General features: G+C 50.9%; 21 protein-coding genes. 4 read left to right on the top strand and 17 right to left on the bottom strand.

Annotation, left to right across the window (positions count from 1 at the left end; genetic code table 11):
• Positions 1-245: 245 nt before the first annotated feature.
• The 5 genes from KHS78_RS18540 to coxB all read right to left on the bottom strand — a co-directional run bounded on the left by KHS78_RS18540 (position 246) and on the right by coxB (position 5797).
• Positions 246-1193: a 5'/3'-nucleotidase SurE gene (locus KHS78_RS18540; protein WP_211830157.1), complete on the bottom strand. Its 948-nt coding sequence runs from the start codon at positions 1191-1193 to the stop codon at positions 246-248.
• Positions 1194-1456: 263 nt separating this feature from the next.
• Entirely contained in the window at positions 1457-2344 is an 888-nt protein-coding gene (locus tag KHS78_RS18535) for a cytochrome c oxidase subunit 3 (RefSeq protein ID WP_211830156.1), read from the bottom strand.
• 121 nt (positions 2345-2465) lie between these two features.
• Complete coding sequence (locus KHS78_RS18530) at positions 2466-3017, bottom strand: cytochrome c oxidase assembly protein (protein ID WP_211830155.1); 552 nt, start codon at positions 3015-3017, stop codon at positions 2466-2468.
• 24 nt (positions 3018-3041) lie between these two features.
• Positions 3042-4622 carry a cytochrome c oxidase subunit I gene (gene ctaD / locus KHS78_RS18525; RefSeq protein WP_211830154.1) on the bottom strand — a complete coding sequence of 527 codons (1581 nt, stop codon included), beginning with the start codon at positions 4620-4622 and terminating at the stop codon, positions 3042-3044.
• Positions 4619-5797 (bottom strand): cytochrome c oxidase subunit II, encoded by a 1179-nt coding sequence (gene coxB, locus KHS78_RS18520; RefSeq protein ID WP_211830153.1) that lies wholly within the window; start codon positions 5795-5797, stop codon positions 4619-4621. Before coxB ends, ctaD begins: the two co-directional genes overlap by 4 nt.
• 663 nt (positions 5798-6460) lie before the next feature.
• On the opposite strand from coxB, the gene fabG reads away from it, so the two are divergent.
• On the top strand, positions 6461-7234 hold the full coding sequence (gene fabG / locus KHS78_RS18515; RefSeq protein ID WP_211830152.1) for a 3-oxoacyl-ACP reductase FabG: 774 nt from the start codon (positions 6461-6463) through the stop codon (positions 7232-7234).
• 10 nt (positions 7235-7244) lie between these two features.
• Here fabG and KHS78_RS18510 read toward each other — a convergent pair whose 3' ends face one another.
• The 3 genes from KHS78_RS18510 to KHS78_RS18500 all read right to left on the bottom strand — a co-directional run bounded on the left by KHS78_RS18510 (position 7245) and on the right by KHS78_RS18500 (position 10014).
• Positions 7245-8117: a LysR family transcriptional regulator gene (locus KHS78_RS18510; protein ID WP_211830151.1), complete on the bottom strand. Its 873-nt coding sequence runs from the start codon at positions 8115-8117 to the stop codon at positions 7245-7247.
• 45 nt (positions 8118-8162) lie between these two features.
• Positions 8163-8984 carry a phosphatase PAP2 family protein gene (locus tag KHS78_RS18505; protein ID WP_211830150.1) on the bottom strand — a complete coding sequence of 274 codons (822 nt, stop codon included), beginning with the start codon at positions 8982-8984 and terminating at the stop codon, positions 8163-8165.
• A gap of 586 nt (positions 8985-9570) precedes the next feature.
• Positions 9571-10014 carry a MarR family winged helix-turn-helix transcriptional regulator gene (locus tag KHS78_RS18500; protein ID WP_211830149.1) on the bottom strand — a complete coding sequence of 148 codons (444 nt, stop codon included), beginning with the start codon at positions 10012-10014 and terminating at the stop codon, positions 9571-9573.
• A 230-nt stretch (positions 10015-10244) separates the two neighbouring features.
• On the opposite strand from KHS78_RS18500, the gene KHS78_RS18495 reads away from it, so the two are divergent.
• Both KHS78_RS18495 and KHS78_RS18490 read left to right on the top strand, forming a co-directional pair.
• The gene (locus tag KHS78_RS18495) at positions 10245-10778 is read left to right on the top strand and encodes a phosphatase PAP2 family protein (protein WP_211830147.1); all 534 of its coding nucleotides are present in this window, start codon (positions 10245-10247) and stop codon (positions 10776-10778) included.
• 152 nt (positions 10779-10930) lie between these two features.
• Positions 10931-11137 carry a hypothetical protein gene (locus tag KHS78_RS18490; RefSeq protein ID WP_211830146.1) on the top strand — a complete coding sequence of 69 codons (207 nt, stop codon included), beginning with the start codon at positions 10931-10933 and terminating at the stop codon, positions 11135-11137.
• Between the two features lie 116 nt (positions 11138-11253).
• Here the strand turns inward: KHS78_RS18490 and KHS78_RS18485 are convergent, their stop codons facing one another.
• The 3 genes from KHS78_RS18485 to KHS78_RS18475 form a co-directional block, all read right to left on the bottom strand.
• Complete coding sequence (locus KHS78_RS18485; RefSeq protein WP_211830145.1) at positions 11254-11673, bottom strand: hypothetical protein; 420 nt, start codon at positions 11671-11673, stop codon at positions 11254-11256.
• A gap of 168 nt (positions 11674-11841) precedes the next feature.
• Positions 11842-12807 carry a hypothetical protein gene (locus tag KHS78_RS18480; protein WP_211830144.1) on the bottom strand — a complete coding sequence of 322 codons (966 nt, stop codon included), beginning with the start codon at positions 12805-12807 and terminating at the stop codon, positions 11842-11844.
• 164 nt (positions 12808-12971) lie between these two features.
• Positions 12972-13688: a LysE family translocator gene (locus KHS78_RS18475; protein WP_343216939.1), complete on the bottom strand. Its 717-nt coding sequence runs from the start codon at positions 13686-13688 to the stop codon at positions 12972-12974.
• A 2-nt stretch (positions 13689-13690) separates the two neighbouring features.
• Here KHS78_RS18475 and KHS78_RS18470 point away from each other — a divergent pair, with 2 nt between their 5' ends.
• Positions 13691-14611 carry a LysR family transcriptional regulator gene (locus KHS78_RS18470; protein ID WP_211830143.1) on the top strand — a complete coding sequence of 307 codons (921 nt, stop codon included), beginning with the start codon at positions 13691-13693 and terminating at the stop codon, positions 14609-14611.
• Positions 14612-14707: 96 nt separating this feature from the next.
• On the opposite strand, the gene KHS78_RS18465 is transcribed toward KHS78_RS18470, so the two are convergent.
• The 6 genes from KHS78_RS18465 to KHS78_RS18440 form a co-directional block, all read right to left on the bottom strand.
• A complete protein-coding gene (locus tag KHS78_RS18465; protein ID WP_211830142.1) occupies positions 14708-15979 on the bottom strand; it encodes a C45 family autoproteolytic acyltransferase/hydrolase in 1272 nt (423 codons plus the stop codon).
• Positions 15980-16060: 81 nt separating this feature from the next.
• Positions 16061-16648, bottom strand: a complete 588-nt coding sequence (locus KHS78_RS18460; RefSeq protein WP_211830140.1) for an outer membrane beta-barrel protein — start codon at positions 16646-16648, stop codon at positions 16061-16063.
• Positions 16649-16977: 329 nt separating this feature from the next.
• Complete coding sequence (brnQ, locus tag KHS78_RS18455; RefSeq protein ID WP_211830138.1) at positions 16978-18273, bottom strand: branched-chain amino acid transport system II carrier protein; 1296 nt, start codon at positions 18271-18273, stop codon at positions 16978-16980.
• 471 nt (positions 18274-18744) lie between these two features.
• The gene (locus KHS78_RS18450; protein WP_211830136.1) at positions 18745-19227 is read right to left on the bottom strand and encodes a hypothetical protein; all 483 of its coding nucleotides are present in this window, start codon (positions 19225-19227) and stop codon (positions 18745-18747) included.
• Positions 19228-19365: 138 nt separating this feature from the next.
• Complete coding sequence (locus tag KHS78_RS18445) at positions 19366-20667, bottom strand: C45 family autoproteolytic acyltransferase/hydrolase (protein WP_211830134.1); 1302 nt, start codon at positions 20665-20667, stop codon at positions 19366-19368.
• A 440-nt stretch (positions 20668-21107) separates the two neighbouring features.
• Positions 21108-21704, bottom strand: coding sequence for an opacity family porin (locus KHS78_RS18440; protein ID WP_211830133.1), 597 nt, complete (start codon positions 21702-21704; stop codon positions 21108-21110).
• Between the last annotated feature and the right edge of the window lie 168 nt (positions 21705-21872).

Raw genomic sequence — 21872 nt, 5'->3', positions numbered from 1 at the left:
GGACTCTTGCTAATAGAAAGAGTTCATAGTTACTTTATGCGGACAAAATCAACAAAAAAGATATTTCCAAGAATAAAAACTGAGCCTTATATTCTTTTCTATGTCAAAAAGGTTGATTTATATTGATAAAACAGTATTTACGCATTCCAATGTCTAATGTTTTTTTGCCTATAGGCTGCTGGCTACTGCCAGCAGCATGACCTATTCCTCGAGATCAGGCGCTAACAGACGGAATCACTAACAATTTACCGGTTCCAATTACGCCAACCTGAGCCCAGTAAACCAGTCAAACTGGAGCGTATTGAATAACGCGCCTTTTCCGCAGAATAATCATACGTTGTTGCGCCATAGCGGGCATCCAGCAGACTGATCGCAATCACACCCTCTTCAACCTTTCGGCCCTCAGAGCGGGGATTGCGATCCCGTGGTGCACCACTGCGGTCATAATCCGTGAAAACAACACCAGGCAGGGGTGGCAGGTTGATGCCGTATTCAGGCACGGAGTAGGGCGCCATATTGGTCACGAAAACCGGTACATTGGCTGAGAAGTTACCCGCTGTAGTCATTTGATACGTGACCTCTTCAGCGGCAAATTTCCTCAAACTGGGCAGGTTGATATTCAAGCCATAACCGCTGGGCAGTACAGGGGTATTATCCTCAAGGGCATCAATAACCGGCATTACCAGACTGGCCAGCGCTGCAGAGCTACCGTCCCGGTCGCTGCCATGGTCGCCGCTCAAAGCCATCGCCGGTATTCCCCGTCGGATCGCAGTCACGGCCGCACCTACCGTGCCTGATGTTGGATTCATAATCCCGACATTGTGACCAGAATTAATACCAGATAACACCAGATCCGGTTGTCTGCCCCAACGCGCTTTCGACACGACATCCAGCCCATACAGAACCGCCATCATCGGTGTACCGTGAACAAAATGAATATCCGGATCATTCGCATCCTGCTCGATGGGTGCAGGATAAAAATAATTAAATGATGCCGCCTTGCCACTCTGCTCATCTGCGGGTGCGGAAATAAACACATCATGCCCATCTGCTTTCAGGGCATGATACAGCGCGCGCAGGTTAGGCGATTCGTAACCATCATCATTGGTGACCATGATATTCAGTGCACTGGCAGAGACACTAAGACTACCTGCTACAAGCAAGCTGGCCAGTCGATATATCGGCTTTTTCATTGTTATGTTCGTCCGTGGTTTGTTTGATAAGCACTAGCCAGAAAGACCCATTCTCTGGCAACGAACCTGTTATCACGTGCTAATCACTGACACCTTTCATTGAGCTTTTTTGAATAGACAACGGAATACAGGTATTTCTGTTTATACCTTACCTATGTGACAAAACAAGAAACCATGAGGACAAAAAATCGCCTGAATATAGAGCGTTTTCAGGCGGAATAGGCAGGGGAAAAACTGGACGTCATATGACGTCCGGTTAAAAACTAAAAGATATATACGAAGATAAACAACCCAATCCAGACCACATCCACAAAGTGCCAATACCAGCAGGCGGCCTCAAAACCAAAATGGTTATCCGGCGTGAAATGACCTTTCATGATTCTGACGAGCATGACAGTGAGCATGATGGCTCCCAGCGTTACGTGGGCACCATGAAAGCCGGTCAGCATGAAAAAGGTTGAACCATAGATGCCTGAAGCCAGGGTCAGCCCCAGCTCCTCATAGGCATGAATATACTCCATGGCCTGCAACACCAAAAACGAAAAACCCAGTACCAGGGTTAAACCTAACCAGATCTTGGTTTTCTTCCGCGCATCCTTTCGAAGGGCATGATGCGCAAAGGTTGCGGTGAAACTGGAGGTGATCAGCAGAATCGTGTTGATCAAGGGTAATCCTGCTGCCGGTATGACTTCCGCGGGTCCCATGAAGGTTTCATTGTCCGGATTGCTCATCAATGGCCATTGAGAAACAAAATCAGGCCACAGCATACTGGAAAGGCCTTTATCCCCATCTCCCCCTAACCAGGGCACGGCGTAGTTACGAACGTAGAAAAGGGCGCCAAAGAAAGCGGCAAAGAACATGATTTCCGAGAAAATAAACCAGCCCATGCCCCAGCGGAAACTCCGGTCCATCTGGTCACTGTAAAGCCCTGCGCGGGATTCCTGGATAACATTGCCGAACCAGCCAAACAACATATAAGCCAGTATCAACGAACCTGCCAGGAAGACAAAATGCGCCGAGGAATCTTTAACGCCGGCGGACATGTCATTCATCATCATGCCCATGCCGACCATCGTCAGGAACAGGCCGATTGTTGCGACTATCGGCCACTTGCTCTGGGCCGGCACATAGTAATTACCTTCTGCTGCCATCTGTTATCCCCTTTCCTTACGTCGCTCCCGGCAGTGGCAGCGGCGTGATCGGTTAGGACTACAGCCCGGCTGTCCCTTGCAAATTAGTGTCTGTATTACTGCAATGTTAGCCTGCGAGACGTCATGGCGTGCTCGCTGCTGCATACATGTCTGTCACATCAAACAGCGTATATGACAGGGTTAATTTCTTGATATGCCGTGGTAATGCGGGATCAATAATGATTTTCAGCGGCATATTTTTCTCTTCAAACGCTTCCAGCGGCTGAGTGGTAAAACAGAAACATTCTGTTTTATGCAAGAAATCGGTGCCATCAAAGGGCGTTACGCTGGGAATAGCCTGCCCGATCATACGCTGGCCGCTCGGGTTACGGACATTGAAGCTCAGCTCCGCCACCTCACCGGGATGAACAGACACCTTCCTCACACTCGGACTGAAAGCCCAGCTCATATTGGCATTATTGGTGCTGACAAACTGAATGGTCACTGTCCGGGACGTATCGACCCGGGCGGCTTCAGCCCTGTATTCATAGGGTGTATCGCTGGTCTTCCCGTTCAGCCCGGTCACCTTGCAGAACACGTCATAGAGGGGCACCATCGCAAAACCAAAACCAAACATCGCAACCGCTGTCAGCGTTGCCTTGATAACGGTCTTTTGTGCCCCCTGTAACACCATTCCCTTTACCTCGCTGCATTAAACCTATTTCACATCCGGTGGTGTACTGAACGTGTGGTAAGGCGCCGGTGACGGTACTGTCCACTCCAGCCCATGTGCGCCTTCCCAGGGGTTGGCCGGTGCTTTCTTCCCACTGCGTACACATTTGAGCACGATGAACAGGAACAGCAGCTGGGTGGTACCAAAGAGGAAACCGCCCACGCTTGCGATCATATTGAAATCAGCAAACTGGAGATTGTAGTCCGGTATGCGCCTCGGCATCCCCGCCAGCCCCAGGAAATGCATGGGGAAGAACGTCAGGTTCATGCCAATAAAAGACATCCAGAAGTGCGTCTTGCCCAGCGTTTCGTCGTACATGTGGCCCGTCCATTTCGGCAGCCAGTAATACACACCGGCAAAGATGCCAAAGATCGCGCCGGGAACCAGTACATAGTGGAAATGAGCCACCACAAAGTAGGTGTCGTGATACTGGAAGTCTGCCGGTGCAATGGCGAGCATCAGACCGGAGAAGCCGCCGATGGTAAACAGCACAACAAAGGCCGTCGCAAACAGCATCGGTGTTTCAAAGGTCATGGATCCCTTGAACATGGTTGCTACCCAGTTGAACACCTTCACCCCGGTTGGTACGGCGATCAGCATGGTCGCATACATGAAGAAGAGTTCACCGGTCAGTGGCAGCCCCACCGTAAACATATGGTGCGCCCAGACAATGAATGACAGGAACGCAATACTGGCCACCGCATACACCATGGAGGTGTAGCCAAACAGCTGCTTACGGGCAAAGGCGGGAATGATGGCAGACACAATCCCGAACGCTGGCAGGATCATGATATAGACCTCGGGATGCCCGAAGAACCAGAACACATGCTGGAATAACACTGGATCACCACCACCGCCGGCATTGAAGAAGCTGGTGCCGAAATGGATATCCATCAGCATCATGGTGACCACACCAGCCAATACCGGCATAACGGCAATCAACAGGTAAGCGGTAATCAACCAGGTCCAGACAAACAACGGCATCTTCATCAACGTCATACCTGGAGCCCGCAGATTCAGAATCGTGGCGATGACATTGATCGCGCCCATGATGGAAGAGATCCCCATCATATGAACAGCGAGAATAAAGAATGTGGTTGAAGGTGGCCCATACGTCGTCGACAGCGGCGCATAAAACGTCCAACCAAAGTTCGGACCACCGCCTTCCATAAACAGCGTGCTGGCCATCAAGGCGAAGGCAAAGGGCAGAATCCAGAAACTCCAGTTATTCATCCGTGGCAGAGCCATGTCCGGCGCACCAATCATCAACGGAATCATCCAGTTTGCCAGACCGACAAAGGCCGGCATGACTGCACCAAAGACCATCACCAGACCATGCATAGTGGTCATCTGGTTGAAAAAGCCCGGTTCAACAATGTGCATACCCGGCTGGAACAGTTCCGCCCGGATCACCATCGCCATGGAACCGCCAAACAGGAACATGGCGAAGCTGAACCACAGGTACATGGAGCCGATGTCTTTATGGTTCGTGGTCAGAACCCACCGCATCAAGCCCTTGGCAGGACCATGATGATGATCCTGATGATCGTCAATCACAGCGCTCATATGCTGCCTCCTTCCGGTGCCTTACCGGCCTGTACTTCCGGCAGCTTGCCGGTCTGCTTGTAATCCAGAATCGCCTTGGGTGTGACCATCTCGCCGGTCTTGTTGCCCCAGGCATTCCGTTCATAGGTGATGACCGCAGCGAGGTCTGCTTCGCTCAACTGACCGCCAAACGCCTGCATCGCCGTGCCTTTCTTGCCATTCACGACAATGTCCACATGATCAAGCATCCGCGCCGGGTTGGTGGCCATATCCGAGCCATCCAGTGCCGGGAACATCGGCGGCATGCCTTTTCCGTTAGGCTGGTGACAGGCGGCGCATACCTTGGTATAGACACCTTCCCCCCGGGCCACAAGCTCCTCAAGGGTCCAGTCCTTGCTGGTCAGCTCACGGATTTTCTGGGCTTCGGCTTTCTTTTCATCCAGCCAGGCCTGGTAATCCGCTTCTGATCTTGCATCGACCACGATCGGCATGAAGCCATGATCCTTACCGCAGAGTTCAGCGCACTGTCCGCGGTAGATGCCGGGCTCATCTATCTTGGTCCAGGCTTCATTGATAAAGCCGGGAATCGCATCTTTCTTCACCGCCAGCGCCGGTACCCACCAGGCGTGGATAACATCCGCGGCCGTGACCAGGAAACGGATCTTCCGTCCCACCGGCACCACCATGGGCTCATCCACTTCCAGCAGGTATTCCGGATCTTTGGTTCTGACGTTATAAATCTGTTCCTTACCGGTTTTCAGGTTACTGAAGAAACCGACATCATCGTCCAGATATTCGTATTGCCATTTCCACTGATAACCAGTGATCTTGATGTCCACCTCGGCGTCATCCGCGTCATACACTTCGATGAGCGTCTTTGTAGCCGGTATGGCCATGGCGACCAGTATGGCGAAGGGCACACTGGTCCAGAGAATCTCGACCACCGTACTTTCATGAAATTCAGCTGGCTTGGCCCCGCGGGATTTGCGATGGAAAATGACCGACCAGAACATGACCGCGAAAACCAGCACGCCGATGACCACACAGATCCAGAAGATGGTCATATGGAGGCTGTAGATGGAGCGACTGAGACTGGTCACCCCTTCCGTCATGTTTACAGTCCAGTCAGCCCTCGCTGTCACGGTCGACATCAGGCCAGCCAGAAGCAGGAACAGCTTATGTGTGCGCAACCTCATTCCCTTAGATTCCTCTGACTAATCGGTTCCGCCACCGACTCGTTTGCACACACACCAGACCCTGATGCGCCGGACAAACAAGCTGCAGTGACTACGGCATTCTTGTTGTTATGGTGCCTGGTACTGGACGGACACTCCTGTGACACAATCCAGCACCGCTCAGGGCTATAGGGCTGATTCAGACAGGGAAGGAATCGTGGGGTTAAGACACAAATGTGCCATACCCGATACATTGGGTTGCAGAGAGGCAATGACGGCTGATGCGGTCACCGACCGTTACAGCACTTCAACTATCAAGGGTTAAGACATCGACCAGCCAGCCCGCGTTCGGTCCATACAGCACACCGGTTACCAGCGACCAGTTACTACACACTTTGTTTCATCCCCTAAAGGCGAATACGGCATTACCACTACATCAACGTCACAACGTATACCACGATGTGCCTGATCCCTCAGCCTGAATACAGCAAATGCCACTGAGTATAGAACTGCACTTTCATTAAACAACATGCATAAACAAAAGCAAACAGCTAATAACACTGACGATAAAAAATACCGTTTGCTTATCCGTTCCTCACCGATCGCAACAAAATCATTCTGGCGGTCATTCAAAAACCTGCTTTATTTCAGTTTTTCACAAACAGTTATCAACAGGTTGCAGGCATGCTGGCACCACTCTCTGGTCGTAGTGTTCTTATTACTGGCGCAAGCAAAGGCATCGGCAAAGGGGTTGCCAACGTATTTGCCGAAAAGGGGTGCAAGGTCTTGCTCGCTGCCCGTAATGAGGCTCTGTTGAGCGAAGCCGTATCCAGTATTCGGGCAGGCGGAGGTACCGCTGATTACTGTTGTACCGATGTGACCGATGCTCAAGCGGTACAAGCCGCGGTTGATCAGGCTGTTCAGCGGTTTGGAGGGCTCGATATCCTCTGCTGCAATGCTGGCATATTCCCCAATACCCGACTGAAAAAAATGACTGCCAAAGACTGGGACACGGTAATGGACGTTAACGTCAAAGGCATGTTTCATGCGGTAAAAAGCGCCCTGCCACCGCTGGAAAAATCCGACCAGGGACGCATCATCCTGACATCATCGATCACCGGTCCGATTACCGGTTATCCCGGCTGGTCACACTACGGTGCCAGCAAAGCCGCCATGCTCGGGTTTATGCGTACGGCAGCCATTGAACTGGCATCAACCGGGATAACAATCAACGCCATTCTTCCAGGCAATATTGCCACGGAAGGTATGACTGAGTTGGCAGAAGAGTACATGGCCACAATGAAAGCATCCATTCCGATGCAAAAGTTGGGATCAACGGATGATATTGCCTACGCGGCACTTTTCCTCGCCTCTCGAGAAGCCGGCTTTATTACCGGCCAGACATTAGTGGTTGATGGTGGTCAAGTCTTGCCTGAATCACTGGAAGCCATGGGATGATGATTGCCAATCAGTCGATGCCAGCGAGATAGTGGCCCCCTTCTTCAATCACCCACTCGGCAAACGGTTCACAGGCCAAGGCATCCATATGCATGGCATAAATAGGCAGACTACCGACGGCCTCCGGGTGATTGAGGATCGCCAGCTTACCTTCATTCAGATAAGGCCGGGCAAAGCTCATCGGACAGATACCCCAGCCATAGCCACCCACTATCAATGGAAGCAGCGTCTGATAGCTGTCGACCTGCATAATATCGGCGCTGAAGCGGGTCGTGTCCGGCAGGTCTTCCTCCCGGAGAAACAGGTCGATCTGCCGGTAGGGGCTGACGTCATTAGCAGTCAGTTCCTCAATATTATTCAGTGGGTAATCCGGTGCACAGCAACCGATATAGCGGCTGTCGAACGCATGGCGCATGCGGACATCCTGAGACGCTACGTAATAGTTGTTACAGAAGCCGATATCCAGCCGCCCTGCCTGCAGTTCCCGCTGAATGTGACAGGACGATTCGGACAGCACATTCAGCGACAATGATGGATAACGAACCATCAATGCTTCCAGTAATCGCTGGATTTGCAGCGGGGCAATACACCGCTCAAACCCGATCCTTAGCAGGCTGTTTTGCCGGTGCAGATTTTTCACCTTGGAATCCAGGTTGTCCAGATTTCGCAGGATGGTACGGCTATAGTCCAGAAGCTGTCGGCCTTCTTCGGTCAACTCCGGCTTATGGCTGGAGCGGTCAAACAGATCTACGCCCCAGTCAGCCTCCAGGTCACTGATCCAGTTACTGACCTGAGGACGGGGACGCGCCATCTTACGCGCCGCTTCAGAAATAGAGCCCATTTCAGCCGTCATCACGAAGGCCTTGAGCGGTTGAATCTTCATGGTGCATTACCTCGAGAAGACGGTTTTCAGGGGACTAATGACACGTTATCCGGCATAACCCTCTTCGACGCTATGACACTGATCACCACGTCGGTAAATAGCGGCAATTTCACCGATCACGACCAACAGGGCGATGATTGCGAGCATATACTGGCACAACAGCACGCCACCAAAGTCACGAAATCCGTTGTTATAGTGCGGCAGCACCACTGCGGTCACCAGTCCAGGGAGCATGTAAGCCAGTCGATACTGAAGTCCACCACACCGGAGAGATCGACGGAACGTAACCCCCAGTGCCGTACAGACTAACCCAATCCACGCCCCCAACAGGATATCTGCCGGCCAGTGCGCACCAACGGCGATGCGCGACAAGGCGACCAGCCCTGCCAGCATCACAACGATCAGCACCGTATTATTCCGTAGCCAGATCATGCTCAATCCCGCAAACAGAAACACGGTACCCGAATGACCGGAAGGTAGACTATGGCGTTTCAGTACCGGCCCTGTGACATTGGTTATCGATTGCCCCAGCAACGCGACCGGCCGATCTGCAGCGATCAAACCTTTGGTTATTTTCAGACAAATGGCAGCCAGAATCCCGGCTAGAAGAATATCTAATTGTCTGTCCGGCCTTTTCCATGCCAGCAGCATCGCTAGCGGAAACAGAAAAAAACCATCACCAAAATTCGTAATAAAAGCCCAGAACGAAGGACCAATGAGACGGTTGAGACCATCATTTAGATACAGAAACAGCGACTCATTTCCTGTTGTTAATAACAATAATCCGGCACTGGGTAATAACAGCCATGAAACCAGAGCGACAGGAATACCCTGAAAATGAAGGAAGGTTTTATTATGTGATGCCATATCCGCTATATCTTAATTCCACAACCTGCCGGACAGCTAACAACCGCCCAATCCCATGCGCATAACAATGAAGGAACAACCACTACCGACAAAAAGGTGGAAGGTGACCAGGAGCCAGGCCATTGCAGTCCCGTGGCATAAACGGCAGTTATCAGGACGAGGAGGCCGCCATTGCCACTCAGGGAGTGATTCTGGCCGCTGAACGTCCATACACTCAACCTGACTCCGGTCAAACCCGTTACCTTTCAGGCAAAATCTCTCTGCCTGCTACGGTTTCCAACGGACCTTTTCGGCGTATTCTAAGGATTATCAGATGCCAGAAAATTCACTATCCGTAATAAAAAAATGACAGAGTCACGGAATAAAACGGCCTTGCACTCAAATACGATCCGTTAACCATTCTGCATCAGGAACCCTTTATCCGCAGGAGAACGGTTGCTATTACCTGGATCAAGAAGCAAAGAGGGTAATGAAAAAACGAAAAGATGCGGGGAGGATTGATTAGCGAAATATAACGACTGTCGAGGCCAGACTTTCTGGCTACAAAGCCCGGAACGCAATGTAGCGCAGATGTCAGAAGCACAGGTTACTGGTCAAACCATCCCGGATGAAATTTCCTGATAATGCCATCCATTGCGTCTTCAACAATCTTCTGATGCTCCCGGGATAAATGGCCAACAGACGCCTGAAGTACAGAGGTAACCACGGGAGCCAATTCATCGTGAAGCCGCTTGCCTTTCTGGGTCAGGAAGATCCGCTTAGCATTCCGGTTAGAAGGATCTGCGGCTGAAGCAATCAGTTCACCTCGCTCCGCATGACGGATAAGGCTGGAAAGGGTTCCCTTGCTGCGCAGCATCCGCTCCGCCAGCACCGTGGGACGCAAGCCATCTTCCCAGTCCAGCTCCATCAGCAGTAAGAGCTGTTCGATGTTAATACTACTGTTTCGCTTTTGCAGCTCTGCCTGCACGTGATTCTGGAGAACGTGCATGGCTATCCAGCTCCTTCCTGCCGTCGTCTCGTAAGCTTTCATTCGGTAACACCTTTCCTGATCGTGCCCCGATTCTAGCTTCCCGTTAGAAAACGGGCAACATAGTTCGACGTAGAACCTAAATACATAAACTTATATTTTAATCAACATATACGGTTATTCCTTACATATAAACAATTGAGGTTTAACATCAAACCTTATAAAGTCACCGCACTCTTAAATGATTCGATATCAAACCTAATTACAAAAACCAAACCCAAGGGGTCACACTCATGAAGCAGCCACTGATCGCCGCAGCCTTAGTTGCCACTGCAATCGCTTCACCAGTACAGGCTAACTATGAAACCGTCGGGGATGTCGGCCAGTTTGCTGTTCCTCTGGCCGCACTGGCGGTCTCTTTCTACAAAGATGACACTGAAGGCATGCAACAAATGCTCAAAGGCTGGGTGATCACCCAGGGGATTACCCACGCGACCAAGCGAATTACAAATGTTCGACGCCCCAATAAGTCGAATTACCAAAGCTTTCCCAGTGGACATACGGCCAGCGCCTTCAGTGGCGCTGCCTATCTTCATCACCGGTATGGTATGAAATACGGACTGCCAGCGTATATTGCCGCCAGCGTGGTGGGTCATTCACGGGTACATGCCAACAAACACTGGGCGACCGATGTCGCAGGCGGTGCTGCGTTGGCCTATGGGGTTTCCTACCTGGTCACCAGCACCTATGACGATCCCAACCTGGCCATCATGCCAGCCAACTTTGAGAACGGTGGGGTGGGCGTCGCGTTTTCCTACACCCTGTGATCACTCAACTATATAGCAGAAACAGAAAACCTTGGCCTAACACGCAATCTGCATGAGCCTTTTTCTGCAGAGTAATCACAGACAACGCGATTACCTGTAACACAGATCTTTTTAAATCACAGTCTTTCTACAAAAAACAGGATGTCATTCCAATGATCAATAACCATTCCAGCAATCTGAAATTCAAACTCGCCTGGAAGACGATAAACAATCGCCGTATGTTTGAAATCAAACCGGTTAATACCACATTACCCGTCACCTATCTGGGTTCCGCCCAACAGATACGTTTCTTACCCAGCATTATCAGAGAGATAGTAGAAACCATTCAGGCAACTAACAGCGACCTGAAAAACAAGTGAGTGTGAAGACCTGGTTAAACCGATTGATCGCTGGCATCAATAGCCGCCAGCGATCCGTATTGAGTGGATCCGAGAAAGCATGGATCAGATCATGAACAGCAGAGAATTAAACCCGATTATTTCAAATGCTTAACCAGCATTGCTTTGATGTCCGTAATATCATTATTTAATACCGCAATATCAGTCTTAATGCCGGTAATATCACTGTTTAGCGTTGCAATATCCGCTTTCACACCGGTAAACCCCTGTTCCACCCGTTTTTCCAAGGTTGAAACATTGGTTTTCATGGCATCCACATCAGCTTTCAGAATGCAGACATCACTGTTCAGGCTGGCCAGTTGATCATCATGGTTAGCCAGTGTGGCACTCTGCCGCTCAAGGATATGTACAATGTGCCCATAATTACGCTCCAGCCGTTGCATGGTTTCCCGTTGATATTCCACAGTATCATTCAACGGTTCTGCCGAATTACGCTGATAGGTTTCCACTACAGTTAACCGCCGTTCAATATCATCAAGTCGTGAATCATAATGCATATTGGATTCCTTCACTTTCTTGATTCTTGCACAACCAGTCGAGCCAAACTATAGACTAAATATGGCTGATTAACCGAGTAATAATGCGAAATGCATCCCCTAACCCGTTAGATTTTTTCCACGCCATCAAGTCATTCTTGTCGCGGACAATTCAGGATATTCACAAAGTCAGGCCGCAGAAACAATTACCGTCATCGTATCCTGGTAAACCCCTGTTCCAGCATTATTAACATCATTCTTTTTCAGGCGAACCCGAATGGTCATATTATCCGTTCCGTTACACTGCACATTCGTACTGGCTGTCCATTTGGCCTGACGGTGTCCTTTTCGGCGATACGTTAGCCAGCCCTCATTGAGCGTCCAGACCCGGATCCGGTACGGCACACACTGGCCCGACTGGTTGCACCCACTGGTTCTGCTCAACTGGTAATCCTGCCCGGGAACATTGGCCCCATCAAAATCGAGCCTGACTTCCGCCGTGGTACTGAAGACACAAACACCAATATCAGCATCCAGGTTGTTGCCCGAGAGATCCGCACTGTTAAGCACGACGTCCTCAAGGCCCGAGATCTTGACCTCATTCGCCCGGCTCAGCGGAATACTGATTTCACGGGAATCATAGTAGCGGGCAGAATCCACATCTTCCCCGACCAGGTAAAACACCAGTGCATCGCCACCACCCGTCAGAATGTTCAGTAAGCCATTCTTTTTCAATGTCACGGTATACGTGGCTGTCACACGTGTTGACGAGGAAAAGGGTGAAATCGTGGATGACCAGCCACCGAGCGAAAACTGTTTTTTCGAGCTATCCTCGCTGTCTCCGGTTGTGGTGAATGTCGCACGGTTTGCCATAACACTGCCAAGGTCACCGGCGGAAATAGCCGGTGCATTGCCTGAACCCGAACCGATTGATCGGGGCGAAAATCCCAGCCGATAATCCTGAGAGCCGGTACAGCCAGAGGTACACTTCGGGTCAAAGGTGACGGTGAATGTATAGCTGAAGGTATCGGCTGTTGTCGTGGCGATTTCGATAGGTGGGACATCGTGGCTGACAAAATCAAACCCCGCCCACACCTGTCTGCCCCAAAGCAGGAGCAGAAGAAGAAACAGGCAATTGCGGGTGTTAAACAGCACGGGATGTATCTACCACTTTTACGACACAGACATTGGCCATACTGTCTCATAAAAACATCGCTTTTCCATGGTTTTTTCGCTGAGTTGGCATAACAATCCCAATACTCTTGAGAGCCTGTTAACACCCAATCTCGCCTTTTTGCATGCCGTTAACTCCATCCTCCTTACGCTTTGATAGCAAGGAGTGTTCCAAAGGCGACCAGACCTGTTCCGCAGACTTTGTTTAAAACGGTTCTCACGCTGCGCAAGCGTGCCTGAAGAAAATCCGATGTAAACAGCATGGCGACGGCACAAAACCACAAACCATGGAGTAACACCATGTATATCCCATACAGTACTGTCAGCTGATGGCTACTGGCGTCAGGAGAAATCACCTGACTGAAGATACTCAAGAAAAACAGCATGGTCTTCGGGTTCAGGACATTGCACAAAAAGCCCTCCGCCAGATATTGATAACCTTTTATCGCTTTTTCAGACGCGGCTTCAGCGTCAAGGGAGGGATTGGAAAACAAAACACTTTTTATGCCCAGGTAAATCAAATAGGCAGAGCCGGCATATCGCACCAGGCGATACAGCCATTCATTTTGTGAGATTAAGTAGCTGATACCCAGCATCGAATACCCGATGTGCACACAGATAGCCAGACTAATGCCTACGGCTGTCAGAATCCCCGCTTGTCTTCCCCTGTTAAGGCTGTTCTTCAAAACCAGTACAAAGTCAGCCCCCGGACTAATAACGATTAATACGCCAAGGAGGGCCATGCTGATCAAATCCATTGGAGATTCCATTGTCATCTGTGGTGTGAATGCTGGGCCTATTGTATGTGTTCTAACGCTGGCTATAATCGAAACAATCTCCAGCAGTATGTGAGAAAAATTCACAGATGAGGCACTTGAAAGCCTTTCATATCTTCCATGTCGCAGCAGCCTCATCCAGCTACAGTGAAGCGGCAGAAAAGCTATGTATTACCCATGGGGCGGTGAGTAAGCAGATCAAAGTGCTGGAAGCGTATCTGTCGCAGCCTTTGTTTTACCGTCAAGGACGGAATGTGGCGTTAACACCGGCCGGTGAACAGCTCAGAGGCTATACGACACAGGCGTTTCAGGCGCTCACAACCGGTGTGGATAAACTGGCCCAGACTAAGAAAACCTGCCTGGAAGTCTCGTGTGAGCCCACATTAACCATGCGCTGGCTGATGCCACGCCTGTCGGATTTCTATGACAATCACCCCGGAGCCGATATCAGGCTGTCGACTGCCGGCGGTCCTGTCACACTGGGCGATAACGGCCTGTCCCTGGCCATTCGTCGTGATGATTTTTCGGTATCCCCTGAGTACCAACAGACACCACTGGTGGATGAGTGGGTCGGCCCTGTCGTCTCACCGGATTATTGGCGTCAGGTAAAAAATGACCTCAACAGCCTCAAACTGCTCCATAGCCAGACAAGGCCGCACGCCTGGGCGCATTGGCAATCCTGTGTTGATGGCATGTCACTTTCAAAGAATACCCAGCAAACCTTTGCCCATTTTTATTTCTGTATTCAAGGCGCGATCGATGGTCTGGGGGCGGCGATCGGATCCTACCCTCTGGTTGCGGATGATCTGGCACGCGGGCACCTGATTGCGCCCTTTGGATTTGTATTATCGGGACACCGTTACCTGTTACTGCAGCTGCACCGGGTGCCGGAAGCGTTGGAACAGGCATTTATACACTGGCTGGAGCACGCTTTGTCGGATTGTCTTCCCCCGCAAAGATTGAGGAAAAAAAACCTCGCGACGCTGTCAGAGGCTTACCTGGAATCCTGATTATTGCTTCGACCACCGGGCATATAAATCGCTTGTATCTCGTAGGTTCCGTAGGAAAACCAACCTACCATACTGCGAGATACAAGCATTTTCCGGTCAATGGGAGAGCGTCACAGGTGTAGCAGCAGATGATACAGGCTGATCATAATTGCGGATATGCACTTCGTGTTGTCCACCGCCAACGGCGTCGGTCTGGATATACATATCGACCTGCTTGCCTTTCACGCTGAAGTAGGTGGCTGTCACTGTTCCCATCATCTTCCCGCGTCCTTTCCACAGCGGCTTTTGGCCAGCAAAATCCTGCACCTGCGTTTTGCTGGCGCTATCGGCATGGTTCTCCATAAAGGCTTCTGTGGCCTGCTGACGCTCAAGTGTATGCGCAGCAAAATCAGGCCCAAGGGTCTGCCACGCATCGCCATAGATACTGTGATTGGCATGCGCCTGCCAGCCGGCACCGGACATGTTCACCTTATCGCCATAAGCATTCTCAATATTGCTGACATTGCCCTGCGCATCGATCAGCGTGTAAGAGAAATAGGCCGTATAGTGATTGTGCTGGTTAAACAGCGTCTGTAATTCACCGGCGTTTTTTGCACCATACGCATCCCAGCTGAGATAAAAGGATGGCGTCGATTGTTCACTGATAATCGCTTCGCCCTTGTCCTGACGAATCGTCCCCTGATCAGCCAGGGTATTCATCAACAGGGGCTGACCACCCGCTGTCACACCACCGTATGGAATCAGGCCAGCCCAGGTCTGGATAATGCGTCGGTCACCGTTTTCATCGGTATAGTTGAGCACAATCAAATTACTGTAATTGATGCCCATATAGTCAAAGTTTGCCATTCCCCAGCCGTAACCCTGGCCATCGGAATAACCAAAGGTGGTGCATTTCGCGGGTGCCGCCGGATCATGGGTATCGGGCTTGCTGGCCTGCAGAAACCCCATACCGCCGTTGGCCTGGGATTCCAAAATCGCTTCATCGGACATCGCCACGGATAACAACAAGCTTTCCGGCAGGTTCAGGGTATCCGCCATGCCCTGAATATAAGCGGCACCATCAGGCGAAACCTCCTTCAATCGCGGATAAACACGGTTACCTTCCATCCCCTTAGCCAGTGCCATGACATGCAGGCCGGGTAACATCGTATCCAGTGTCCCGGCATAATCATCCATAGCCTCGCGAATCTGATCACCCGCTACGGTTGCGACATGCTGACCCAACTCATAGGCGGTACCGGAAAAACGGACTTCGGCCATCTGGTCGGTGTGCTGAATCAATGCCGCTGAGGCACTGGCGACCATCCCTATTGCCAGAAAGGCGGAACACAGGGTTTGCTTGAGGGTTCTGACATTCTTGTTATTCATGTGACGATCCTTTGCAAGCGATTGAACCAAAAGGTGACAGCGAGGCCCTTAACTCACGAATTAATGCGCCCCGCCAGTTGTTCAGAAGCGGTAGGCAGCGGACAGGTAAACCTTTTGGGTATCCTTGTTCTTGAGCTTCATTCCGGGCGCTCCCTGGCTGAATTTGAACGTACTGTTGTGCTTGAGGTAACGGTAGCCCGCTTCAAGGTCGACCTGCCCCAAGGCGTAAACCACGCCGGCCTGGGCGCCATACGCAAAGGATCTTTCGGTTTCGTTACCGACAGCCGTATCAATTTTGGTGCGGTTGGTGCCGACAGTCGCCCCAACAAATGGTTTCAGGTTGCCGTCACCGAACAGGTAGTCAGCGGATAACAGCAGGTTCTGGTCTTTCATTTCGATCTTGTCTGCACCATGTCCCCAGCTGTTCTTACCGGACGTGATAGTGGCGTAGGTGCGAACATTCTCATTGAGATATTTGCCGACTCGCAGACCAAGGTCTGTATGCTTGACCTTGTCTGAGGCCTTGCCATAGGTATTTTTTTCTACCGTGACTTCATTCCTCGCCTTGCCAGCTTCAACACCGATAAACCAGTCACTGGCCATCGCTGAACCGATACTGCCCATGCTGGTGGCAGAGACGACCGCAGCGGCAATAATCACTTTTTTCATGGTTTCACACCCGTTGTGGATTGGTTTCATTGGCTGTTGTTATTGCTGGCCCGGGGCGATATCCGTCTGGTCAGCGTGTGAAACCCATTTTAAGGATTCGGGCAGGATTAAAAATTCACTATCCGTATGGCTTTTATTACATTAAATAGCAATAACTCTACTGATATCAGGCGTTACGGCGAAAAAACTGTTACACAGATGGCGCAGTTTCAACGAAAAAACTCAATCCTGAGTATTAGGGTTCATAACGAATTCTCTTTTAAGAAACCCATAAAAAAACCTCCCGGTATTGGGAGGTTCTCAGGTAATCTGTCGTCATCCTGAAACAGTCAGGCAACCTGGGTTAAACGTTTTCCATAACCTGATAACCAGACAAAAGCCAACGTCACCATAAAGGGAATCAGCCAGCCCATGCCCTGTGAAAACAGGGGTAACCAGTGCTCAAGCGCCTGTATTGATGCGTCAGCCAGCAACCCTGCCGCCTTGGCGCCATCCAACAGGGCGAACAGCGCAACAATCGGGAAAATGATTCTGTAGGCTTGTAAGGCGTTGGGGAGTTTGTGGCGCACCAGCGCCAGAATAACCAGCGCAACAGCCAGTGGATAAAGCGCGACAACAGCGGGTGCGGAAATGGCGATCAGTTGGGTCAGTCCAACATTGGCGGTAACGGCAGAGGCCAGCATAACGCCGGCCAGCGCTACAGCGTAGTTCAGTTTGAATTCACGGCTGAAGTAATGGGCGCACGCAGAACCTACACCTACCGCGGTGGTCAGGCAGGCCAAGGAGATCGTCAGTGCCAGCAACAACTTTCCAGGCAGACCAAACAGTGCCGCGACATATAAGGCCAGAATTTGCCCGCCATTCGTCGCATTGGGCGCAATGCTGGTACTGGTCGCCCCAAGATACATCAACATGAGATAAACCAGGCTCAGGCCTGCCGCCGCAATTATCGCTGCATAGATCGTATAGCGAGCCATGGCTTTAGGCTCGGTAATACCCAGCTGGCGAATCGCCTGACCAATAACGGCGCCAAAACCAAGAGCGGCAATACAATCCATCGTCATATAGCCCTGAACCAGGCCCTCTGACAATGGTGCGGCCATGGTCGTTGCATGAATCAGATCCTGCGGCTGGGACAGGGTTCCCCAGGCAATGGCACAGAGCAATAAAATAAGGGCAGGGGTCACCCAGCGACCCACGGCATTGATCATGGCGCCGGGCTTTAACGCCAACAGCAATGCCAAAGCAAAGAATACAGCGCTATATACAGCCAGTTGCCCGGCCTGAGGAGCTTCCAGAAAAGGCGCCATCCCCATCTCATACGCCACCACAGCCACTCTTGGAATGACCAGTGCCGGACCAAAAGCAATAAACAGGATAAACCAGAATGCCCGGCTCCAGCGTCTGGGAAGGAGTTCGGTCATTTCTCGGGAACCGCCTGTCAAAGCCATGGAGACCAAGGCTAAAAGGGGGAGTCCTACAGCAGTTAATAGAAAGCCGACTGCCGCGAGCAGCAGCTCGGAACCCGCTTGCTGTCCCAGAATGGGGGGATAAATGATATTGCCCGCCCCCAGGAAAAGGGCAAAGGTCATAAAACCAAGGGCTATCAGGTCTTTTCGCAGCATTGATGACTCCATCTATTGGTTGGAGCCGGACCTTGAGGCGGGGACTGGAGAGATGTTTGATACAATCTGCCGGCCCCTCCAGAAGGGCCGGCCATACGTTGCCTACCCTAAGGAATGACCAGGGAGACCACGACGACCACGACAACACTCATTGCCTGGTAGGCAGTGTTCACGATGTTGAACCGTTCGTGACAATGAGTGTGCATGTTCGTTAAAAACTTTGAGAAAAAACGTCTATTTATCCTGAGGAATCAACGCAGATCGAACAATAGGTATTAGCCGCCACATCTCAACGCCTTCAAATAGCATCAAGCCTGCTTCAGATTGATAGGACGCTGCCCCACCAGAGGGCCATATAAAAACGATCCTATCCTAAGGGGCCTTCTCATCATCCGGTTCAACCCAATCTGCGACCAGGCCGAACCATGCCGAAACAGCATAAGGATGAGTAAAGACGTGCCCGATCAGCCTTTACTGATCACAGGTTTCCAGGTTTTCACAGAGTTTTCCTGTCACCGCCTTGGCAACATCGTACTTGCTTGCCCAGCCGGGTGTGATGGAGTGAGTGAGCTTGGTGCGGACATAGACCTGAAACGCTCCCTGCTGCGGTTTCACATAAACACCGGTGACTGACGCATATTCAGTCATGCCAACACTGGCGTTCTTGCCGATAACTACGCCTTTTTCCCGGTTTGACTGCTTCACGGTATAGCCAACCTCTCTCAGTGACTCCTCTATCGCCTGGTAAAGGGCCTCTTCAGAGACAGGGGATACGCGCACAAAATCTTCAAATTCCGTCGTATAAAATCCGACAGAGTCCTCGTCAAAGGATTTTTCAGACAGCGTGGCAAAATCAATGTCACTGTTTGATGTCGGAAAATCTGACACCTTCGCGACAGACACACACGCGGATAGAAATACCGCTGAAAACAGAATAATGACGAATCTGAACATTGTTTTTTTCCTTATGTATTTTGATGGTTATCGGATTTGGTTTTTCCCCTTCGCAGTTTAATACTCAACCATGAACGTCTATTGAGAATGATCAATAGACGTTCATAACCATGCAGTAAGCGAAGGTCTGCTCTCAAATCAGTGATATTTAAAGCGATAGCGTTCCATCGGGATATTGCCAGGATTACCCGGAGACACGTGGTACTCAATAAACGCATCATCAATGATCACAACATGCCACAGGTTGGAGGTTTCCAGCTTTTCATCCACTGGCTTGTTAACCGGCTTTTTGATGAATGTTTTCTCCCATTGGGCCGGTGTCATCTGATCCGGTGTTTTGCCCTTGATATCGGCACTGATAATGTTGAAACGCTCAACACTGTCATGGTTGTAGTCCCAATAGGCTGCTGGCAAATGGGCCATGTCGATCGTTTTCTTCTGCAGGTTAAGCTCCGCCTTGTAAGAACCTGACAGGTCATTATTCGCACGGGCTACATTGGCGATTGCCATCCAGTGACCGTCGGTCTTGAACTCGGTCACCTGATTAGCGGACACCTCAAAGGTACGGGTCCCGTTTTTATCGGTCAGCGCATAACCCAGACCTGCTGCCGGCTTCACCGCCTGCAGGAAGGTGATCGCCTTCTCGACTGATCCCGCCTGCAACAGCGTCCGGTAGATGAATATCTGGGCCAGACCGTTATCCACATCATGGGCCAGCTGGAACTTGGAATGTGGCGTAAAGGTATACCCCGCAGTGGCGTTGATACCGTGGCCAATCAGTGTGCCGGCGTACGTCGTCGTCAGCAGGACCGTGCCATCCTCAAGCACATGCTTGATCAGCGCCTGGCTACCCTCAAAATGGCGAGTCCAGTCCAAGGTATAACCGACACTTGCCTTACCCTTTCCCCACACGGAACCGTGGGAACAGTGACCGGATGGCAATGCCTCACGGGCCGCCTTTTCGGAGGCCAGCATCGGATCAATACCGGTCATTTTCTCCAGTACCCAGAAGGTTTCATCAAAATTCAGGTTGTAAGCAAAGACATCTTTGAAATCAAGGCCTGCACCATCGGCAATCCCGCGAATCTCCTCTACCAGTTCCGGAGCTTCACGCTGCGCCATCTGATACAGGCCGGTATTCGTATAGAAGAACTGACGGTAATCCTGCCACTGGTAATCGGTGCCGGCCGTTTTCAGGAATGCCGACACCATATCGTATTTAAATCGGTTCAACGTCGGGCGGATCACTTTACGCAGCGCCTTGCCATGCTGGTAACCGCGCTCATACGCGCTTCCCTTCACTTCGACGGTAAAAAATTCAGACTTGGTATCACTCAGCTCAACCTGGTATTCAACCGGTGGAATACCGGTCAATGGCTGGGCATGGGTATTGATGCTGAAAACGATCAGTGCCAGCAGCGCGATAACAAAACGCTTCATAGAGCCTCCATACAAACCCTGAAAATGTCGTTAGGGCAAACCTTTTTCTGCCGCCGGGCACCCTGGGAATACCCCATGTGCAGGCTGTCTTTATGGGAATGTTTTTGTCTCAACAACACGTCAGGCACAGAAGCACAACAAGACCTTTCCCGGTATCAGGCTGTACAGGCAGGGACTGTTGATGGCGGATAAAGGCAGGTTTATTTTCATCATTCTTCGCTCCCGGACAGGAAACAACCTGTATAACGCTCAAACGCACTCATGTATCTGAATCATTTTTGGTACAGGGCTATGTTATGCGTGCGTTACCACCAGGGCATTTCAGGGTCTGTATCACAAACGATACGGAGGGTTATGATTGACATCCCTCTATGCCTCTCATGCTTAAACGCTTTCAGCCGGGGAGCCGAATGGGTGCCCTCCGACTGATATCACCGGTCTCAGAAACGGTAGGACGCAGACAGGTAAACCTTCTGGGTATCCTTGCTCTTGATCTTCAGGCTCTGGGAACCTTTGCCAAACTTGAATGTGCTGTCGTGCTTCAGGTAACGGTAACCGCCTTCCAGGTCGACCTGCCCCAGGGTGTAGACAACGCCTGCCTGTGCTCCGTAAGCAAAGGATTTTTCGTATTCGTTACCGATTGATGTACCAATCTTGGTACGGTTGGCGCCAACAGTCGCTCCAACGAATGGCTTCAGGTTACCTTCACCGAACAGGTAGTCAGCGGATACCAGCAGATTCTGGTCTTTCATTTCCACCTTGCCGGCGCCACCGCCCCAGCTGTCTTTGCCTGACGTGATGGTGGCATAGGTACGGACATTGTCGTTGAGGTATTTACCAACGCGCAGGCCTAGATCGGTGTGCTTGACCTTGTCCGATGCCTTTCCGGAAAAATCTGTAATCGTGCTTTCTACAGCGACTTTATTCTGGGCTTTGCCCGCCTCGAAACCGACAAACCAGTCACTGGCCATAACAGAACCAATGCTGCTCATGCAGGTGGCGGAAACGACAGCGGCGGCGAGAATCATTTTTTTCATGGGTTCACACTCTTTGTGGTTTTGGGAAGAATCCCTGTTTTTATCACTGGCCAGGTCTATGTCCGTCTGGCCAACTTGTGAAACCCATTTTAAGGATTCTGGCTTACGACAAAATTCAGCATCCGTAATATTTTAATTACACATTGACCGATCAAATGTTATCCATGC

This window comes from Kistimonas asteriae, assembly GCF_018263925.1.
Classification (GTDB): Bacteria; Pseudomonadota; Gammaproteobacteria; order Pseudomonadales; family Endozoicomonadaceae; genus Kistimonas; species Kistimonas asteriae.
Note: the sequence above shows the minus strand (reverse complement) of the source record. Positions and strands in the feature narration are given on the sequence as shown.

Coding starts and splice junctions, on each gene's coding strand:
- KHS78_RS18490 (WP_211830146.1), top strand. CDS start 10,931: ATGATCAATAACCATTCCAGCAATCTGAAATTCAAACTCGCCTGGAAG.
- KHS78_RS18495 (WP_211830147.1), top strand. CDS start 10,245: ATGAAGCAGCCACTGATCGCCGCAGCCTTAGTTGCCACTGCAATCGCT.
- KHS78_RS18440 (WP_211830133.1), bottom strand. CDS start 21,704: ATGAAAAAAATGATTCTCGCCGCCGCTGTCGTTTCCGCCACCTGCATG.
- KHS78_RS18465 (WP_211830142.1), bottom strand. CDS start 15,979: ATGAATAACAAGAATGTCAGAACCCTCAAGCAAACCCTGTGTTCCGCC.
- KHS78_RS18530 (WP_211830155.1), bottom strand. CDS start 3,017: ATGGTGTTACAGGGGGCACAAAAGACCGTTATCAAGGCAACGCTGACA.
- KHS78_RS18450 (WP_211830136.1), bottom strand. CDS start 19,227: ATGTTCAGATTCGTCATTATTCTGTTTTCAGCGGTATTTCTATCCGCG.
- KHS78_RS18540 (WP_211830157.1), bottom strand. CDS start 1,193: ATGAAAAAGCCGATATATCGACTGGCCAGCTTGCTTGTAGCAGGTAGT.
- coxB (WP_211830153.1), bottom strand. CDS start 5,797: ATGAGGTTGCGCACACATAAGCTGTTCCTGCTTCTGGCTGGCCTGATG.
- brnQ (WP_211830138.1), bottom strand. CDS start 18,273: ATGCTGCGAAAAGACCTGATAGCCCTTGGTTTTATGACCTTTGCCCTT.
- ctaD (WP_211830154.1), bottom strand. CDS start 4,622: ATGAGCGCTGTGATTGACGATCATCAGGATCATCATCATGGTCCTGCC.
- KHS78_RS18535 (WP_211830156.1), bottom strand. CDS start 2,344: ATGGCAGCAGAAGGTAATTACTATGTGCCGGCCCAGAGCAAGTGGCCG.
- KHS78_RS18445 (WP_211830134.1), bottom strand. CDS start 20,667: ATGAAGCGTTTTGTTATCGCGCTGCTGGCACTGATCGTTTTCAGCATC.
- KHS78_RS18500 (WP_211830149.1), bottom strand. CDS start 10,014: ATGAAAGCTTACGAGACGACGGCAGGAAGGAGCTGGATAGCCATGCAC.
- KHS78_RS18470 (WP_211830143.1), top strand. CDS start 13,691: ATGAGGCACTTGAAAGCCTTTCATATCTTCCATGTCGCAGCAGCCTCA.
- KHS78_RS18510 (WP_211830151.1), bottom strand. CDS start 8,117: ATGAAGATTCAACCGCTCAAGGCCTTCGTGATGACGGCTGAAATGGGC.
- fabG (WP_211830152.1), top strand. CDS start 6,461: ATGCTGGCACCACTCTCTGGTCGTAGTGTTCTTATTACTGGCGCAAGC.
- KHS78_RS18460 (WP_211830140.1), bottom strand. CDS start 16,648: ATGAAAAAAGTGATTATTGCCGCTGCGGTCGTCTCTGCCACCAGCATG.
- KHS78_RS18485 (WP_211830145.1), bottom strand. CDS start 11,673: ATGCATTATGATTCACGACTTGATGATATTGAACGGCGGTTAACTGTA.
- KHS78_RS18505 (WP_211830150.1), bottom strand. CDS start 8,984: ATGGCATCACATAATAAAACCTTCCTTCATTTTCAGGGTATTCCTGTC.